Source organism: Pseudomonas sp. JL3 (genome assembly GCF_031570575.1).
Classification (GTDB): Bacteria; Pseudomonadota; Gammaproteobacteria; order Pseudomonadales; family Pseudomonadaceae; genus Aquipseudomonas; species Aquipseudomonas cucumis.
In genome coordinates this window covers 61,462-79,588 of record NZ_JAKWJK010000009.1, presented here as the reverse complement: position 1 = coordinate 79,588, position 18,127 = coordinate 61,462, and the positions used below count along the sequence as shown (strand labels likewise).

The 18,127-nt window shown below is 59.2% G+C and carries 13 protein-coding genes; 7 read left to right on the top strand and 6 right to left on the bottom strand.

Annotated features, from left to right (window positions below):
- The first annotated feature begins 135 nt into the window (after window positions 1–135).
- A complete protein-coding gene (locus MMG91_RS16825) occupies window positions 136–1,284 on the top strand; it encodes a pyridoxal phosphate-dependent aminotransferase (protein WP_310660204.1) in 1,149 nt (382 codons plus the stop codon).
- A complete protein-coding gene (locus MMG91_RS16820; protein WP_310660203.1) occupies window positions 1,272–2,063 on the top strand; it encodes an amidohydrolase in 792 nt (263 codons plus the stop codon). The genes MMG91_RS16825 and MMG91_RS16820 overlap by 13 nt, the downstream gene beginning before the upstream one ends.
- Before the next feature lie 158 nt (window positions 2,064–2,221).
- On the opposite strand, the gene leuA is transcribed toward MMG91_RS16820, so the two are convergent.
- From leuA to MMG91_RS16800, 4 genes are all read right to left on the bottom strand, one after another.
- Window positions 2,222–3,901, bottom strand: a complete 1,680-nt coding sequence (leuA, locus tag MMG91_RS16815; protein WP_305446775.1) for a 2-isopropylmalate synthase — start codon at window positions 3,899–3,901, stop codon at window positions 2,222–2,224.
- Between the two features lie 376 nt (window positions 3,902–4,277).
- A complete protein-coding gene (locus tag MMG91_RS16810; RefSeq protein WP_310660202.1) occupies window positions 4,278–5,099 on the bottom strand; it encodes a peptidoglycan DD-metalloendopeptidase family protein in 822 nt (273 codons plus the stop codon).
- A 3-nt stretch (window positions 5,100–5,102) separates the two neighbouring features.
- Entirely contained in the window at window positions 5,103–6,482 is a 1,380-nt protein-coding gene (gene xseA / locus MMG91_RS16805) for an exodeoxyribonuclease VII large subunit (protein ID WP_038981755.1), read from the bottom strand.
- A gap of 72 nt (window positions 6,483–6,554) precedes the next feature.
- On the bottom strand, window positions 6,555–7,451 hold the full coding sequence (locus MMG91_RS16800) for a LysR family transcriptional regulator (protein WP_305503143.1): 897 nt from the start codon (window positions 7,449–7,451) through the stop codon (window positions 6,555–6,557).
- A 100-nt stretch (window positions 7,452–7,551) separates the two neighbouring features.
- On the opposite strand from MMG91_RS16800, the gene MMG91_RS16795 reads away from it, so the two are divergent.
- The 4 genes from MMG91_RS16795 to guaA all read left to right on the top strand — a co-directional run bounded on the left by MMG91_RS16795 (window position 7,552) and on the right by guaA (window position 12,233).
- Window positions 7,552–8,319, top strand: a complete 768-nt coding sequence (locus MMG91_RS16795; RefSeq protein ID WP_310660201.1) for a sulfite exporter TauE/SafE family protein — start codon at window positions 7,552–7,554, stop codon at window positions 8,317–8,319.
- Between the two features lie 77 nt (window positions 8,320–8,396).
- Window positions 8,397–8,945 carry a sugar ABC transporter ATPase gene (locus tag MMG91_RS16790; protein WP_305446771.1) on the top strand — a complete coding sequence of 183 codons (549 nt, stop codon included), beginning with the start codon at window positions 8,397–8,399 and terminating at the stop codon, window positions 8,943–8,945.
- 141 nt (window positions 8,946–9,086) lie between these two features.
- Entirely contained in the window at window positions 9,087–10,556 is a 1,470-nt protein-coding gene (guaB, locus tag MMG91_RS16785; RefSeq protein WP_123358100.1) for an IMP dehydrogenase, read from the top strand.
- A 99-nt stretch (window positions 10,557–10,655) separates the two neighbouring features.
- A complete protein-coding gene (guaA, locus tag MMG91_RS16780) occupies window positions 10,656–12,233 on the top strand; it encodes a glutamine-hydrolyzing GMP synthase (RefSeq protein ID WP_007903619.1) in 1,578 nt (525 codons plus the stop codon).
- Between the two features lie 333 nt (window positions 12,234–12,566).
- On the opposite strand, the gene MMG91_RS16775 is transcribed toward guaA, so the two are convergent.
- Both MMG91_RS16775 and treR read right to left on the bottom strand, forming a co-directional pair.
- Window positions 12,567–15,542 (bottom strand): membrane-targeted effector domain-containing toxin, encoded by a 2,976-nt coding sequence (locus MMG91_RS16775; RefSeq protein WP_310660200.1) that lies wholly within the window; start codon window positions 15,540–15,542, stop codon window positions 12,567–12,569.
- Between the two features lie 104 nt (window positions 15,543–15,646).
- On the bottom strand, window positions 15,647–16,351 hold the full coding sequence (treR, locus tag MMG91_RS16770; protein WP_305503140.1) for a trehalose operon repressor: 705 nt from the start codon (window positions 16,349–16,351) through the stop codon (window positions 15,647–15,649).
- A gap of 237 nt (window positions 16,352–16,588) precedes the next feature.
- Between treR and treP the strand changes: the two genes are divergently transcribed.
- Window positions 16,589–18,034, top strand: coding sequence for a PTS system trehalose-specific EIIBC component (gene treP / locus MMG91_RS16765; RefSeq protein ID WP_310660199.1), 1,446 nt, complete (start codon window positions 16,589–16,591; stop codon window positions 18,032–18,034).
- The last annotated feature ends 93 nt before the right edge of the window (window positions 18,035–18,127 follow it).

Here is an 18,127-nt window from a genome sequence, read left to right as displayed (position 1 = left end):
TCCCACGCAGAGCGTGGGAGCGATAAAAATAGAGAAGGGCGCCGGTTGGCGCCCTTTTTTTATGGGCGCCGTTTGGGCTATTCTCGAGCTCTCCCGTGCCGTCGTAGAGCCGGGTGTAGAGCCAGGGAATCACCGATGATCACCAGTAAGCTGCCGAATGTCGGCATCACTATCTTCACGCAGATGTCTCAGCTCGCGGCGCAAACCGGGGCGATCAATCTGTCTCAGGGGTTTCCCGATTTCGACGGCCCGCAGGCCCTGCGCGATGCAGTCGGTCGGCATATCGCCAGTGGCCACAACCAGTATTCGCCGATGACTGGCTTGCCGGTGTTGCGTCAGCAGATTGCGACGAAGATCGCTCGCAGCTATGGCGCCCATGTCGATGCCGACAGCGAAGTGACGGTCACTCCCGGCGCGACTCAGGCAATCTTCTGCGCCATTCAGGCGGTGATCCACAGCGGTGACGAAGTCATCGTGTTTGATCCGGCCTACGACAGTTATGAACCTTCGGTGGAGCTGGCCGGTGGCCGTTGCGTGCATGTGCAACTGGGGCTGAAAGACTTTTCCATCGACTTCCAGAAGCTTGCTGAAGCCATTACACCGCGCACGCGGATGATTATCCTCAATACCCCGCACAACCCCAGCGGCGCACTGATCAGCCGTGCCGAGCTGGATCAACTGGCGGCGTTGATCCGTGACCGCGATATCTATGTGATCAGCGACGAGGTCTACGAACACCTGGTATTCGACGGCGTGCCTCACGTCAGCGTATTGGCCCACGAAGAGCTCTATCAACGCGCATTTGTGGTCAGTTCGTTCGGCAAGACCTACCACGTCACTGGTTGGAAAACCGGCTATGTAGTGGCCCCGCCGGCCCTTAGCGCCGAGCTGCGCAAGGTTCACCAATATGTCAGTTTCTGTGGCGTGACGCCGTTGCAATATGCCTTGGCCGATTACATGGCCGAGCACCCGGAACACGTCGAAGAATTGCCGGACTTCTATCAGGCCAAGCGCGATCTGTTCTGCGATCTGCTGACGCCGTCGCGCTTCAGATTCACCCGCGTGGCCGGTACTTACTTCCAGCTGGTCGATTACTCGCAGATTCGCCCGGACCTCAATGACGTCGAGATGGCGCTGTGGATGACCCGCGAACATGGCGTCGCGAGCATCCCGATCTCGGTGTTCTACCAGACTCCACCGGTCGGCCAGCGCCTGGTGCGCCTGTGCTTTGCCAAACGCGAGGAGACCCTGCGTGAAGCAGCGGCAAAATTATGCGTGATCTGAGTGCTCTGCCCAATCTGAATGTCGCGCTGATCCAGACCACCCTGGCCTGGCATGATCGTCAGGCCAATCTGGAGCATTTCGAGCCTTTGCTGGAACAGGCTCGCGGCGCGGACCTGATCATCCTTCCAGAGATGTTCACCACCGGTTTCTCCATGGAATCGGAAACCCTCGCCGAGCCGGAAAATGGCCCCACCAGTAAATGGCTGCGGGTTCAGGCGGCGAAACTGGATGCGGTGATTACCGGCAGCATCATCGTCCAGGTGGCTGACGGCAGTCATCGCAATCGTCTGTTGTGGGCGCGGCCGGACGGGGAGGTGTGGCACTACGACAAGCGTCACCTGTTCCGCATGGCGGGCGAGCACAACCATTTCACCCCGGGCGAGCGTCAGGTGCAGTTCGAATTGAAGGGTTGGCGAGTACGGCCGCTGATTTGCTACGACTTGCGTTTCCCGGTCTGGAGCCGCGATCCCCAAGACACCGACTTGTTGCTGTACACCGCCAATTGGCCGGGCGCCCGGCGCCAGCACTGGAACCGTTTGCTACCGGCACGGGCGATTGAAAACCTCTGCTATGTGGCGGCGGTGAACCGCGTCGGTACCGATGGCAAAGGCTTTGCGTATACCGGTGACAGTCAGGTGCTGGATTTTCAGGGTGAGACATTGCTCAGCGCAAGCGATGCCGATGGGGTCTTCAAGGTTGTTCTGGATGCGGCGGAACTGGCGGCTTATCGCACGCGGTTTCCGGCGAATCTGGATGCGGATACCTTCGAGTTCACGTAACCGATCGTTCCCACGCTCTGCGTGGGAATGCAGCCTGTGACGCTCTGCGTCACTGGACGCGGAGCGTCCCTTGAGGCATTCCCACGCGGAGCTTGGGAACGATCAACAAAAAGGCCCCAAGGTTCACACCCCGGGGCCTTTTACATTGCAGCGCAGGCTTACGCCGCTTTCGCTTCCGGCTGGCTCAGGGAGCGGTTCAGCGCGCTGAACAGCGCCTTGAAGCTGGCAGTTGTGATGTTTTCATCGATGCCGACGCCGTGCACCGCACGCTCACCGTTTACGCGCAGTTCAATGTAGGCCGCAGCCTTGGCATTGGTACCCGCGCCGATGGCGTGTTCGTTGTAGTCCATGATTTCCACCGGAATCGGCAGACCGGCCACCAGTGCTTCCAGAGCGCCGTTGCCCTTGCCACGCCAGTGCAGGTTGGTTTCGCCCTGACCTTTGCTGGAGACTTCCACTTCCACGGCGCTGTGACCGTTTTCTTCCTGCAAGCGATGGCTGACCAGCGCATACGGGGTGTTGGCCTGCAAGTACTCGCTGTGCAGCAGCGCATGGATCTGCTGGGCCGTCATCTCAAGGCCCAGGCGATCGGTTTCACGCTGCACGACCTGGCTGAACTCGATCTGCATGCGGCGCGGCAAGTTGATGCCGTATTCCTGTTCCAGCAGGTAAGCGATACCGCCCTTGCCCGACTGGCTGTTGACGCGAATCACCGCCTCGTAGCTGCGGCCGATGTCCGCCGGGTCGATCGGCAGGTACGGCACTTCCCACAGCTCGTCCGGTTTCTGCTGGGCGAAGCCCTTGCGGATCGCATCCTGGTGGGAGCCGGAGAACGCGGTGTGGACCAGGTCGCCGACGTACGGGTGACGTGGGTGCACAGGAATCTGGTTGCACTCTTCGACGACTTTGCGCACGCCATCGATGTCGGAGAAGTCCAGCTCAGGATCGACGCCCTGGGTGTAGAGGTTCAATGCCACAGTCACCAGATCGACGTTACCGGTACGCTCGCCGTTGCCGAACAGGCAGCCTTCGACACGGTCGGCGCCGGCCATCAGGCCCAGCTCGGTGGCGGCCACGCCAGTGCCACGGTCGTTGTGGGTGTGCAGGCTGATGATCACGCTGTCACGACGATTGATGTGACGGCCGAACCATTCGATCTGGTCGGCATAGATGTTCGGGGTGGCGCATTCGACGGTCGCAGGCAGGTTGAGGATCACCTTGTGCTCAGGCGTCGGGTTCCACACTTCGATGACCGCGTCGCAGACTTCTTTGGCGAATTCCAGTTCGGTGGCGCTGAAAGTTTCTGGCGAGTACTCGAAGGTCCACTGGGTTTCCGGCTGCTGGGCGGCGTATTTGACGAACAGCTTGGCGGCGTTCACGGCGATGGCCTTGATCCCGTCCTTGTCCTGATTGAAGACAATGCGGCGGAAGGAAGGGGAGGTCGCGTTGTACAGGTGAACGATGGCTTTCTTGGCGCCGCGCAGGGATTCGAAGGTACGTGCGATCAAGTCTTCACGACCCTGGGTCAGCACCTGAATGGTGGTGTCGTCCGGGATGTGGCCGTCTTCGATCAGGGTACGCACGAAGTCGAAGTCGGTTTGCGAAGCGGCCGGGAACGAGGCTTCGATTTCTTTCACGCCGACTTGCACCAGGGTTTTCCAGAAACGCAGCTTCTTGACCGCGTCCATGGGCTCGATCAGCGACTGGTTGCCGTCACGAAGGTCCGAGCTGCACCAGATCGGCGCTGCGGTAATGGTCTTCGATGGCCAGGTGCGGTCCGGGATATCGATGGTCGGGAACGCGCGGTATTTCGAAGACGGGTCTTTGAGCATGCTCATCGGAAAATCCTTATTGTGTGGGCCGAAAAAAGGCGGCCTGCCGGTGGATCAAATGTTCTGGGGATAAAGCGTAAGACGAGGCACCGCGACTCAGCCTGGCAGTCGTGCACTGACAAGGCACAGGCTGCGGTGCTGGCGGAGCTGAATGAGGGTGTGAGAGGTTTTCATGCCTTCAACCCTAACCGCGAGGGGAAAGGATGGCAAGCAGTCGAAAAACTTTGAGAGGAATAGTCGAAAAAGACTATTTGTCGCGATTTTATTGCTTGGAATGGCAGTGATTGTTTTTATATTTGCGTGAGGTTTGAGCGATGCGCAATTAGAGGTTGGCGGTGAAATGCCAAGTCAATGTAGCTAACCCAAGTGCCTCAACAACTATTTAAGGCTGAAACGCCCCAATAAAAATCGCCGGATCCACCCGCGCATCATTCAGGCTGATGTTCCAGTGCATATGCGGCCCGGTCGCGCGCCCCGTGGAGCCGACTTTGCCGACCACGCCACCACGGGCCAATTGCTGCCCGACTTTCACGTCGATCTTCGACATGTGGCAGAACATGCTGATAAAGCCCTGGCCGTGGTCGACGAATACCGTATTACCATTGAAGAAGTAATTACCGATCAGGATCACTTTGCCGGCGGCCGGGGTTTTGATCGGCGTGCCGGCGGGCACTGCGAAGTCGAGGCCCGCGTGGGGATTGCGTTCTTCGCCATTGAAAAAGCGGCGCACGCCGAACTTGCTCGACAACGGCCCGTTGACCGGTTTGTCCAGCAGCAGATTGCTCGGGGTGTTCGGGCTGAAGCTGCGGTAGGCCTGGATCTGCTCGGCCAACTCACCTTCGATGCGCTTGAGATTCGCCGGGTTCGGATTGACCTGCTGGGTATTTTTCAGGGTGATGTGCTGTTCCGGGTATTTCTTGCTGCCGACGGTGAAGTTCAGGTTTCGACCGCCGCTGCTAAGCGACTGGCTGCCCGGTTTGACAGTCAGCGGCACGCCGACGATGGCCAGCCAGTTGTTCTGTTCCTTGACCACCAATACGGGCTTGCCTTGATAACTGGCTTTCGGCGCCTGGGCGGAGCTGCCCAGATCGACCACCGCCACGCCACCCGGCACCGGTTTGTTCAAAAGGCGGGTGATGTAGCTGTCGGCGTGGGCGTTGAAGGTCAGGCACAGCAACAGCAGCGGAGCTAAAAAACGCGGCATGGATCAATCCAGTAAAGAAAGGGTGACAGGCGTCAGGTGATTGTCTTCGACCCGCACTTGCAGCTCGCCTTCACCCAGTTTGGCTTTCAGGCGCTGGCCGGTATGGGTCTGCGCGGCGCTGCGAATCGCGTTGCCGCGCTCGTCCAGCAAAATGCTGTAGCCACGCGCGAGGGTCGCCAATGGGCTGACCACGTGCAGCGTCTGCATCTGACTTTGCAGTTGCAGGCGACGGGATTTAAGCCCTTCCCGCATGGCCCGGGGCAGGCGTTCGGCGAGGCTGTCGAGGCGCTGGCGGAGCATCGCCAGTTGCCGGCCGGGATGTTGCCCGGCGAGGCGGGTTTCCAGGCGAATCAAACGTTCGCGACGGGTATTGAGGCTGCGCTCGAACGCCCGGCGCATGCGCATGTCCAGATCATCCAGACGTTGTGCTTGCTGACGCAGGCGTTCGCCGGGATGGCGCAGGCGCCGGGCCATGCCTTCCAGACGCAGACGATCACGCATCAAACGGTCGCGGATGCGCATCACCAGGCGTCGATGCAGACTTTCGACTCGACGTACCAGATCACTGGAATCCGGCGCGAGCAGTTCGGCGGCGGCGGAGGGTGTCGGGGCGCGGACGTCGGCGACGAAGTCACTGATCGACACGTCGGTTTCGTGGCCGACGGCGCTGACAATCGGCGTCACGCAGGCGTCCACGGCGCGAGCCACGGCTTCTTCGTTGAAACACCAGAGGTCTTCCAGCGAACCGCCACCACGGGCCAGGATCAGCGCGTCGAAACCGCGGGCGTCCGCCAGTTTCAGAGCACGGACAATTTGCGCGGTGGCTTCGCGACCTTGCACGGCGGTGGGGATCAGCGTCAGTTGGATCTGCGGCGCGCGGCGGCGGAACACACTGATGATGTCGCGGATCACCGCGCCGGTGGGCGAGCTGATGATGCCGATGCGTTGCGGGTGCGCCGGCAGCGGCACTTTGCGCTCGGCACTGAACAGGCCTTCGGCGCTGAGCTTTTCCTTCAACGCATCGAAAGCCAGACGCAGGGCGCCGTCACCGGCCGGTTCCACGGTATCGAGAATCAGTTGGTAGTCACCACGGCCTTCAAACAGCGAAACCTTGCCGCGAACCTTGACCGCCAAGCCGTCCTTCAGCGCCTGGCGAACCCGTGCGGCGTTCTGCCGAAACAGCGCGCAACGCACCTGGGCGCCGCTGTCTTTGAGGGTGAAATACACATGGCCGGACGCCGGGCGGGCGAGGTTGGAGATTTCGCCTTCGACCCAGATGTTGCTGAATACGTCTTCGAGCAACACCCGCGCGCGGCCGTTGAGCTGGCTGACAGTCAGGACTTCCCGGTCCAGGCCGAGTCTTGCAAAGGGATCTTTAATCATGGGGCGCAGTTTAAAGGCATTCGGCGATCAATCTCCATGAGTCAGCGTAAATCCCTTGTGGGAGCGGGCTTGCTACGGCGATTGGGTGAAGTGCTGAATGAATTGCTGAACCAGCGCAGGGGGACTCTGCCGATAGGCGAGGGCGACGGTGCTGTGGCAATCCGGGTCGGCCAAGGGCAGAAAGTGGATATCCGGCGGCGCGATGTCCTGCATCGATTCAGGTAGCAGCGCGATGCCAAACCCGGCCTGGATTAATTGCAGTTGCGTGGTTTTGCGCGACACCACTCGAGCTGGCCGGGGAAAGAACCCCTGGCGCATGCACAACTCGGCGGACAGATAGCTCAGGCCCCCACGCTGTGGATGAGGAATGGAAATAAACGCTTCATTCTTCAACTGCGCCAGATCGATACCTTGCGCGGACTTATCCACAGCCAGCCGATGATTCGGCGGCACCGCCAGCAACAGGCGCTCGCTGTATAGCGGAACAATCTGCACCCCTTCACGCTGACGCAGCACCGGCAGGCGCAACAACCCCACATCAAGGCGACCTTCGGCCAATTCCTCCAGTTGCGCCTCGGAGGACAGCTTGACGATGTCCATCGACACACCGGCGTGCTGATCGAGATAAGCGCTGATGCCGCGCAGCAGCCGACCGCTCATGGGCACGGTGCTGGAGTGGCTCAGGCGCAAAACGCCCAGTTGACCGGTGCCCACTTGAGTGGCCATTTCGCTGGCCTTGGTCAGTTCGTTCAGCAGATTTCTGGCCCGAGGCAAAAACGCTTCACCCGCCGCCGTCAGTCGGGGTTGGCGCGCGGTACGTTCGAACAGCGGCGTTTGCAGCCGGATTTCCATGTCCTTGATCTGCCGGCTCAAGGCAGATTGAGCAATAAACAGTCGTTCGGCTGCAGCGCTGAAGCTGCCGCTCTCGGCGATTTCCACGAAGTAGCGCAATTGACGGGTTGAAAGCACCAGATATGCCTTTTTGAGATGGGTAGTCGACCTTGAAGATATTAGTCGCAACGCTAGGCGCTGGCTAAAGTCCTCACAGGAATTAAAGGAAGCCGTATCGATGAGTGTGCTGGAGTTGTTAAACCAATGGCCGTGGGGGGCGGTGGATTGGCTGGTGATCGGGTTGGGCGTTGCCCTGGCCTACATCGTGTTCGGCATCGCTGGTTTTGGCACTGCGCTGGTGGCCGGGCCGATTCTGATCCTGTTCATGCCGCTGTCGAAAATCGTGCCGCTGCTAGTGCTGCTGGATTTCGTCGCGGCGTTCGGCAATCTGCTGCCCTCGCGACGGGATGTGGCGAGGCCCGAATTGCTGCGACTGCTGCCGTGCATGGCGGTGGGCTGCACGTTGGGGGTGATTTTTCTGTTGAACCTGAAATCCGATGTATTGCTGCTGTTGATGGGGCTGTTTATCAGCGCCTATGCGGTTTACAGCCTGTGGATTAAAACCCGCCCGGCGCAATTGTCCGCCGGGTGGGTGGTGCCGATGGGCACGGTGGGCGGGATGTTCGGGGCGCTGTTTGGCAGTGGTGGTTTCTTATATGCAATCTATTTGAACAGTCGGTTGACCAAGGATGCGGCCCGGGCAACTCAGAGTGCGCTGATCAGTTGCAGCACCGTGGTGCGTTTGAGCCTGTTTGCCATCGCCGGTGTGTATGCCGAGCTACCCTTATTGGTATTGGCGCTGTGTTTGTTGCCGGCGATGGCGATGGGGTTGTGGATCGGCCGGCGGTTGACCATGAAATTGTCCCGCGAGGCATTCGTGCGGCTGGTGACCTGGCTGGTGCTGGCCTGCGGGATTGCCTTGATCGGGCGTTATTTGAGTACTTGACCGGATTTCGTCAGGGATTAAGCTGCCGGCCGTCCTGACGCCGTAGAAATATCCATTTGACGCAGTAGGCTTGCACCATGAATTCCCAAAGCATCATCGTCCCGAAAATCTCCACCCTGCCGGTACACGAACCCCGGGCCCGGGCGGTCGTGCGGTGGCTGGTGCGCAAGAACATCATTAAAGAAGAACTGACCACCTGTGGCCGCACCGGCAATCGCATGGCCCACGCCATCGCCGACGGCGCCCGTGCCGTGGTCCTGCACCCTGACGCGCTGCCGTTCGGCGAGCCAGTCAATGGCCTGGAGATCATCACCAAGCGCTGCATCTATACACCGGCCAAGGGGTTTCTCGAAGAAGCCGGCTGCGCCGAGTGCCGCAAGGAAATAGGCGAAGCGCTGTTCGAGAGCCTGGAAGACTGGATGCCGGGACGCACCGATAATTTCACCTGTCCTGAATGCGGGCATGAAGACGACATCAACGGGTTTCTGTTCTTGCAGGAATGCGGCTTTTCCAACCTGGGGTTCATCTTCAATAACTGGCTCGAAGCCGGGTTCAAGCAGAGCTTTATCGATGAGTTTGCCGAATGGCTGGATCACCCCGTGAGTTGGGTCAAAGTCGAACTCTGATTGCCAGCGCCGTTCCCTTCCGTGGACGGCGTTTTCTCCGTATGTCAGTAATGCCAATAATAGACAGAGTTTTACGTTGAACCCGAGGGGGTGTCTGACTATAATGGCGCGCTTCCATTTTCCCGCTCGGGAGCCCCCGCGATGCTGCGTATCAGCCAAGAAGCTCTGACCTTCGACGACATTCTTTTAGTGCCCGGTTATTCCGAGGTTCTTCCTAACGAAGTCAGTCTCAAGACCCGCCTTACCCGTGGCATCGAGCTGAACATTCCTCTGGTTTCTGCCGCCATGGACACCGTTACTGAAGCCCGTCTGGCAATTGCCATGGCTCAGGAAGGTGGCATCGGTATCATCCACAAGAACATGACCATCGAGCAGCAAGCTGCCGAAGTGCGTAAGGTCAAGCGTTACGAAGCCGGCGTGGTCAAGGACCCGATCACCATCGAGGCTGACGCCACGGTTCGTGAACTGTTCGAACTCACCCGCCTGCACAACATCTCCGGCGTTCCGGTACTGCACGATGGCGACCTGGTCGGCATCGTCACTTCCCGTGACGTGCGTTTCGAAAACCGCATGGACGCCAGCGTCCGTGAAGTGATGACGCCTAAAGAGCGTCTGGTCACGGTCAAGGAAGGCGCCGACAAGAACGACGTCCGTGAGTTGTTGCACAAGCACCGCATCGAACGCGTACTGATCGTCGACGACAAATTCGCCCTCAAAGGCATGATGACCGTCAACGACATCGAAAAAGCCAAGGCTTACCCGCTGGCCAGCAAGGACGACCAAGGTCGTCTGCGCGTTGGTGCTGCAGTCGGTACCGGTAAAGACACCGGTGACCGCGTAGCTGCCCTGGTCCATGCCGGTGTTGACGTAGTAGTGGTCGACACTGCTCACGGCCACTCCAAAGGCGTGATCGACCGCGTTCGCTGGGTCAAACAGAACTTCCCTGAAGTGCAGGTCATCGGCGGCAACATCGCCACCGGCGCTGCCGCCAAGGCCCTGGCCGAAGCCGGCGCTGACGCAGTCAAGGTCGGTATCGGTCCTGGCTCGATCTGCACCACCCGTATCGTCGCCGGTGTCGGCGTCCCGCAAATCAGTGCCATCGCCAACGTCGCCGCTGCCCTTGAAGGCACTGGCGTTCCGTTGATCGCCGACGGCGGTATCCGTTTCTCCGGTGACCTGTCCAAGGCCATCGTTGCCGGTGCCTCCTGCGTGATGATGGGCTCGATGTTCGCCGGTACTGAAGAAGCGCCAGGCGAGATCGAACTGTTCCAGGGCCGTTCGTACAAGGCTTATCGCGGCATGGGTTCGCTGGGCGCCATGTCCCAGGCTCAAGGTTCCTCCGACCGTTACTTCCAGGACTCCTCCGCGGGTGCCGAGAAACTGGTTCCGGAAGGCATCGAAGGGCGTGTTCCGTACAAGGGCACCCTGAGCGCCATCATCCATCAACTGATGGGCGGCCTGCGTTCTTCCATGGGCTACACCGGTAGCGCCGATATCGAAGAAATGCGCACCAAGCCTGAGTTCGTGCGGATCACCGGCGCTGGCATGGCCGAGTCCCATGTTCACGACGTGCAAATCACCAAAGAAGCGCCAAACTACCGCGTAGGTTGAGGCTTCAAGCAAATCGTTAAGCAACCGGGGCTGTTCTATTCAGCCCCGAGTTGTTTCTGAATCACGACTGTTTCTGAATTACTTAGACGAGACTGAATCATGGCCCTCGACATTCACGCCCACCGCATCCTGATCCTCGACTTCGGTTCCCAGTACACCCAGCTGATCGCTCGCCGCGTGCGTGAAATCGGCGTGTATTGCGAACTGCATCCGTTCGACATGGACGACGAAGCGATTCGCGAATTCGCTCCAAAAGGCGTCATTCTCGCCGGCGGCCCCGAGTCCGTGCACGTAGCCGACAGCCCGCGCTGCCCGCAAGCGGTGTTTGACCTGGGCGTACCGGTCTTCGGTATTTGCTACGGCATGCAGACCATGGCTGAACAGCTGGGTGGCAAGGTCGAAGGTTCCGAGCTGCGTGAGTTCGGTTATGCCCGCGTTGACGTGGTCGGCAAGAGCCGTCTGCTCGATGGCATCGAAGACCACATCGACGCCGATGGCCTGTTCGGTCTCGACGTGTGGATGAGCCACGGTGACAAGGTCACCAAGATGCCGGAAGACTTCCACATCCTGGCCAGCACCCCGAGCTGCCCGATTGCCGGCATGTTCAACGATGCTCGTGGCTACTACGGCGTGCAGTTCCACCCGGAAGTGACCCACACCAAGCAGGGCGGTCGCATCCTCTCGCGCTTCATCCTCGACATCTGCGGCTGCGAAGCCTTGTGGACACCTTCGAAGATTGCTGAAGACGCCATCGCCCAGGTCCGTGCCCAGGTTGGCACCGACAACGTGTTGCTCGGTCTGTCCGGCGGCGTTGACTCCTCGGTGGTTGCCGCGCTGCTGCACAAGGCCATCGGCGACCAGCTGACCTGCGTGTTCGTCGACAACGGCCTGCTGCGCCTGCACGAAGGCGAGCAAGTGATGGCCATGTTCGCCGAGAACATGGGCGTCAAGGTGATTCGCGCCAACGCCGAGGACCAGTTCCTCGACAACCTGGCAGGCGAAAGCGACCCAGAGAAGAAGCGCAAGATCATCGGCCGTACCTTCATCGACGTATTCGATGCCCAGTCCAACAAACTGGATAACATCAAGTACCTCGCCCAAGGCACCATTTACCCGGACGTGATCGAGTCGGCTGGCGCGAAAAGCGGCAAGGCGCACGTGATCAAGTCGCACCACAACGTGGGCGGCCTGCCGGAAGAAATGAACCTCAAGCTGGTTGAACCCCTGCGCGAGCTGTTCAAGGACGAAGTCCGTCGTCTGGGTCTGGAGCTGGGCCTGCCGTACGACATGGTCTACCGTCACCCATTCCCGGGCCCGGGCCTGGGCGTGCGGATCCTCGGTGAAGTGAAGAAGGAATACGCCGACCTGTTGCGTCGCGCGGACCACATCTTCATCGAAGAACTGCGTAAAGCCGACTGGTACCACAAGGTCAGCCAGGCGTTCGTGGTGTTCCAGCCGGTGAAATCGGTTGGCGTTGTCGGCGATGGCCGTCGTTACGCCTGGGTCGTTGCCCTGCGTGCCGTGGAAACCATCGACTTCATGACCGCGCGTTGGGCACACCTGCCTTACGAACTGCTGGAAACCGTCAGCGGCCGCATCATCAATGAAATCGAAGGCATCTCCCGCGTCACCTACGACGTGTCGAGCAAGCCGCCAGCGACGATTGAGTGGGAATGATCCCGTTGCACGCGTAGCAATGACGTACCGAAGAAAACCCTGGCCTTGGCCAGGGTTTTTTTTGGGGGCTGCCGCCGCGATGGTTTCGCTTGTACTCGGGGTCAGGCCGGAATACGGCTTTGCAGGCTCAAACCGGTCTGATTTAGAGCCGAAGACAATTGTTCCAGACTGGCGTAGGGAACCTCGCTGACCTGGGCCCATGATGGACGATGGATAGAATAGCGCCCGTCGGCCGTTTTAGTGTTGGCGCGGGGCCATGGTCGAAAAACGACAGTGGGTCAGTGACACTGAAAAAGGCCCCGTGAACGCGAGTTCACGGGGCCTTTTTGCATTTCAGGAATTTGCCACCTGGACCGATCTGAGACCCAAAAGCCGTAGCGCTGCCGAGAACTCCCCGAGGCTGGCATAGCGCCGTCCGCTGATGGAGGGCCAGTTTGCCCGCTCAATATAGAACGCGCCATGGTCACGCTGGACCGGTGTGCGAATGATAGAGCCGTCGCTGCTTTTATGAATGAGCATGGCTTTGCCGTCGATGTTCATCACCGTGCAATTACCTGGTTCGAGCAGGGCTTTTTCCAGGGTTTCGGCCAGCGTGACACTGCGCGGCATATCCATTTGCAGGCGCAGATCGCTTTTAACGCTGGGCAAAGGTCGGCCGAAGTTATCTGTAGGAATGCGCCCCGGATCCACCTCGACTCCTCTCGCTGTGCCCGCCGGAGTGCTTTCGATACGCAAGCTGATGCCACCTTCCAGTTCGCTCACACCGGGCACGCCTTCCCATGTGCTGGCATGGCTGTCGCCCACCAGAGCGACCCAGCGATGGGCGCCGCGGGTGGTCTGATCGGCCTTGATGACTTCGTGGGCGAAGAAATTCATCATATTCTGCCGAAAGTTGCTGCTCACACTGCGCATTCCGGTGCTCTGGTAACTGGCCATGCAGTCAATGGCCTGAAGACGAACATGGCTTTTGCGAGCGGCCTTGACCACTTCAAGAAAGGTGTACTGGCCACTGGGATCGGTGCGGTGCCCTCTATCCAGGTTTTTCAGATAACGCTCCAGTTTATCGGACAACGTACCGGTTCGATTGAAGGCGTCCAGGTCGGCCTGATGGAAGTCTGTAAGCAGGTGCTCCATATAGAGCGTTTTGACTTTTTGCTTGCTCAGCACCTCCATGTTTTCAATCAGAAACTGTTTGCTGGCCACGCTGGAGTGGCTCTCGCCCACCACCAGGCCCGATGTGTTGCGCAGCAATTTCTTGATGATGTCCTTAGTGGGCAGGCGTGCCGACAGGGAAGGTATCTCGGGTCTGGCGGGCAATGGGTTCGATTCGAAAAAAGCGGTGGCATCCCGGTACAGGGTTTGCCTCATGGCTTTGAAGTCTTCGATTGGATTGCTGCCGTCAGCTTTGGGCAGGCTCATCAGGTAGTCTTTGAGGTCGTACTTAACGCCACCCCCCTGAGCGATGCCATCAAGGTCTTCACGCAACGTCTGGGGCATATCGTAGGCGGTCGGCGGGCTGTCGATGTCCGGCAACGGGTCGCTGGCGCGCCCCCAGGGCCACAGTCCGTCGAACTTGCCGCCGCCAAAGAGGCCGGGTCGATTGATGGGCTGCCACTCGCCAGCCTCGTCCAGGCGTATGGGCAAGTTGCGATAGAACGAGTAAGGATTGGTCGGATCGATGATGGCCCAGGTTTTCAGTTCGTTGACGTAACGCACAAGGTAGTAGCCGTCGTTGATCTGCACATAGTTGCCACCACTTGGCGGTTGGTAGATGCCTTGGAATTTGCCTTCGGAAGCAATGGGGGACAAACCGTCCAGAATTTCGTTGGTTTCAAACGCCGACAGCAGTGCTGTGCCTTCCTCGGCGTACGCAGGCCCGGGGGCGAATCGGGCAATCGCCGGAGCACCGGAGGCGTCTTCGAGCACTGGCTCGGCGATGTCTTCGTCGAGCGTGAAGGTTTCGCTGGCTTCACCTGCTTCAGCGAGTTCCGACGCGCCGAGCAAGAATGGCAAGTTGAACAGGGTTTCGATACCGCTGCCGATGGCGCCTGCGACGCCGGCCTTGCGATCAGCCTTGGTGCTGCCGTTGATCGCCTGATCGATGTTCAAACCCATGGAGGCAATACCTGCGCCGACGGCGGCCAATGCCACCGGCCAACCTACAGCGGCCATGGAACCAAAGACGTGGACGAAGGCATTCAGATAGCCGATCCACATCTTTTCTCGCAGATCGCCGTTGGAATGCAGCGACAGGTCCGCATCGCTGGCCATGCGTGCTTTCACAGCGTCGCGCAGCCAGGTGAAGGCATCCCCGGAAATGGGCGTGGCCTTTTGATTGATCAGATGGTGATCGTTTCTGCCCCATGTGGAATACAGCAGATCGATCATGGCGTTCAAGCCGATGTGGTCTCCATCCTGCTGCTGCGCGGCCAAGGGGAAGTGAGCCATGAAACGTGCCCGGTTCTGCGCCTGATTGTTCTGCATCAGCAGCCACCAATGCAGATCGGATTGAGTGGCAAAAATATGGAAGCTATCGAGTTCGCCCGGTGTATAGAGAATCTGCACGCCGTTGCGGTCGGTGATGCAAAGAATATCAGTGGCTGTGTAGCCCCCGATGTCCAGGGCGCAGACGCGCAATTGAGCGTCGGTGGACGCTTGAGCCTCCAGCATCTCGCGGCTGATCGGCCACGTGACGTTGCCGGCTACCGCTTTGATCACGGTCTTGAGATTCTCGTTGTTCAGCCGTGAGTCATCGTGTTCGTCCAGCGCCCGGGCCAGGAAGTTGAGCTTGGCGAGGGTCCGGAAGTCGTCCGAATGGAGCGTCCAGAAACGCTGCATTTTTTCCCGGTACAGGACGCTGAAGTTGATGTTCCAGAGATCTTTCACTACTTCGCTGGGGTACATCCGCACTTCATTGGTTTCGTTGTAAATGGCAGCGTGGGGCCCTTCGTTGTAGAAGCCACCGTAGGCATCCAGAAGATCGGCGTTGTCCTGATCATGGGCGCGAAAACGTTTGGCCAGCAGTTGCGGCAGGGTCAGGGACTCGGACGGTTCGGGGTAATGCTCCCAAAGGAGGAAGGCCTTGGTACTGCTGACCGATGTGTTGTTGAAGCGATGCCACCAGACCTTGTCCGGGTCGATGCCCTTGACCGAATGTTTGTCGAGGAGGCCTTGAGCCGCTTCATGGGCCATGGCATGCAGATCGGGGCAGGCTTCGGTGAAGGGCAGGACGAGGGCCTGGAGATCCTGTTCGTCCGCAGGATTGGGGAGGAGGGATGCAGAGGGGGGTTGAGGTGTGTTCGTGTTCACTTCTCGCTCCTTGAGAAATGTGGATGAAATCGTATGATGAGCCATCCACTCAAGGGCCGTGCACTACATAGTTATGCCATTGACGCTTCAATAATGTGTATCGGTCAGCGCCTGGCGACATCCGAAAAATAGAACTTGTCCAGGGTATGCCTTGATTCGGTGTACTCGAACTGCCTCCCATCCTGCAAAAACGTCTGGTTACTGACCACGATCACATGACTCTGACCGTCGAGGTCCAGGTGTTGCTGGTCGTCCTTGCTCCGCGGCACCGCTTCGATGGTGCGCTGGGCATAGGCGATTTGCAGTTGCAGGGTCTGCTCGATAAAGGCGTAGATCGAGTGCTCGGCGATGTCGCGGGACAGGCCGGGAATCACGTCGCTGACGAAATGGTTGATGTCGAGGATCACCCGCTTTCCATCGATCCGGCGCACGCGCTTGATCCGCGTGATCAGGCTGCCTGCTTCAGCCTTGATGTGTTCGAGCAGCGGGCCTTCAAGGGGGATCTGGGTGAATTCAACCACCTCGGTACTGACGTCGTTGCCCAGTCGCGGGTAGGTTTCCTGAAAGCTGACGATGCCGCCGAGCTGAAATTCGATCGGGTTGGTCGATAGTACGAAAGTGCCTTTACCGTGGACTTTCTGGGCGAAACCGCGCTCCTGCAATTGCTCGATGGCCTTGCGCACCGTGCCGCGACTGGCCTGATAGCTGTCCATCAGTTCGGTTTCGGAAGGCAGTCGTGCGCCGCGTTCCAGACGTTCGGTCGTGATGCTGGCAAGCAGATCGCTGTAGATCTGGTTGTATTTACTCATGGGGATGGCTCTGTGCCGCGTTGTGCTCAAGGTTTTGAACCTTAAGGGCAGGGTAGGGGTTTGTCCATGCGGCTTTGGGTTTCTTTGACTTCGAAGGTAGGAAATGTCGCCGCCTGTCGGGTTCAGGATAAACAAAACCAAACTCGTCTGTACGAGTTGTTGCTTTAACTCGTACAGACGAGTATTTTTCGCTTCGGCGTGCTGCCAATAACAAAAAACTACAGCGGAAGATCAAGCATGAGCCACGACTATCCGAACATCGTTACCGAGCTGCTGCACAGCCTTGGTGGCAGCGACAACCTCGAGCAGGCCGCGCATTGCGTCACTCGCCTGCGCCTGGCCTTGAAGAACCCGAAACTGGTCAACAGTGCCACGCTGAACCAGATCGATCTGGTCAAAGGTTCGTTCTTTACCGGCGGCCTGTTCCAGGTCGTCATCGGCCCCGGCGAAGTGGAAAAGGTCTACGCCGAGCTGCGTCGGCAAACCGGTCTTGCCGCCTCGACCATCGCCGACGTTAAACAAAAAAGCGCCGACAAGATCAACCCGATGCAGCGATTGGTGCGGGTGTTTTCCGACGTGTTCATGCCAATCCTCCCGGCGTTGATCATTGCCGGCCTGCTGATGGGCATCAACAACCTGCTCGGCGCCAAGGGCATGTTCATCGAGGGCAAGACCCTGCTGGATGCCTACCCCAGGCTTGACGGGCTCTGGAGCCTGATCAACCTGATGGCCAACACCTCTTTCGTGTTCCTCCCGGCGCTGGTGGGCTGGTCGGCGGCCAAGCGCTTTGGCGGCAGCGAAATCCTCGGCATCGTCCTCGGCCTGATGCTGGTACACCCGGATCTGCTCAACGCCTGGAACTACGGCAAAGCGGTGGCCGGACTGGAGGGGCAGAGCCTGCCGTACTTCGACATCCTGGGTATTTTTCAGATCGAGAAGGTGGGTTATCAGGGGCAAATCCTGCCGATCCTGCTGGCGGCCTATGTGATGAGCGTCATCGAAAAATGGCTGCGGGCGCGAGTGCCTAACGCGGTGCAATTGTTGGTGGTGCCGATCACCACCATCGTCGTCACCGGCGTGCTGGCGCTGGCGGTGATTGGTCCGGTGACCCGCCATCTGGGGATCCTCATCACCGAAGGCGTGGTCACCCTGTTCGACCTCGCGCCCATGATCGGCGGCGCGATTTTCGGCCTGCTCTACGCACCGCTGGTGATCACCGGCATGCACCACATGTTTCTCGCGGTCGACCTGCAACTGATCTCCACCCAGGGCGGCACTTTCATCTGGCCGATGATCGTCATGTCCAACCTCGCCCAAGGCAGCGCGGCACTGGCGGTGTTCTACATGACCCGCAGTGTGCGGGACAAAAGCATGGCCTCGACCTCGGCGATTTCTGCCTACTTCGGCATTACCGAACCGGCCATGTTTGGGGTCAACCTGCGCTACAAATTTCCGTTTTATGCGGCCCTGATCGGATCGGCCCTAGGCTGCATCTTCCTGTCGCTTAACAAGGTCCAGGCCTCGGCGATTGGCGTCGGTGGTTTGCCCGGTTTCATCTCGATCATTCCGCAGTTCATCCCGATGTTCGTGGTCGGAATGGTGATTGCCATGGTCGTGCCGTTTGTTCTGACCTGCGGGTTGAGCTTGAAAATTGTCCGGCCTGGGTACCGGGTCGCCTCATAGATCGCATTCGCGAGCAAGCCAGCTCCCACATTGGAATGCGATCAACTGTGGGAGCGAGCCTGCTCGCGAAGGGGCCCTCAAGCCCAATACAAA

Bases quoted from the DNA above. Each gene is read 5' to 3' on its own strand.
- treR (WP_305503140.1), bottom strand. From the start codon at position 16,351: ATGAGTAAATACAACCAGATCTACAGCGATCTGCTTGCCAGCATCACG.
- MMG91_RS16795 (WP_310660201.1), top strand. From the start codon at position 7,552: ATGAGTGTGCTGGAGTTGTTAAACCAATGGCCGTGGGGGGCGGTGGAT.
- MMG91_RS16790 (WP_305446771.1), top strand. From the start codon at position 8,397: ATGAATTCCCAAAGCATCATCGTCCCGAAAATCTCCACCCTGCCGGTA.
- guaB (WP_123358100.1), top strand. From the start codon at position 9,087: ATGCTGCGTATCAGCCAAGAAGCTCTGACCTTCGACGACATTCTTTTA.
- treP (WP_310660199.1), top strand. From the start codon at position 16,589: ATGAGCCACGACTATCCGAACATCGTTACCGAGCTGCTGCACAGCCTT.
- MMG91_RS16820 (WP_310660203.1), top strand. From the start codon at position 1,272: ATGCGTGATCTGAGTGCTCTGCCCAATCTGAATGTCGCGCTGATCCAG.
- MMG91_RS16825 (WP_310660204.1), top strand. From the start codon at position 136: ATGATCACCAGTAAGCTGCCGAATGTCGGCATCACTATCTTCACGCAG.
- xseA (WP_038981755.1), bottom strand. From the start codon at position 6,482: ATGATTAAAGATCCCTTTGCAAGACTCGGCCTGGACCGGGAAGTCCTG.
- MMG91_RS16810 (WP_310660202.1), bottom strand. From the start codon at position 5,099: ATGCCGCGTTTTTTAGCTCCGCTGCTGTTGCTGTGCCTGACCTTCAAC.
- guaA (WP_007903619.1), top strand. From the start codon at position 10,656: ATGGCCCTCGACATTCACGCCCACCGCATCCTGATCCTCGACTTCGGT.
- leuA (WP_305446775.1), bottom strand. From the start codon at position 3,901: ATGAGCATGCTCAAAGACCCGTCTTCGAAATACCGCGCGTTCCCGACC.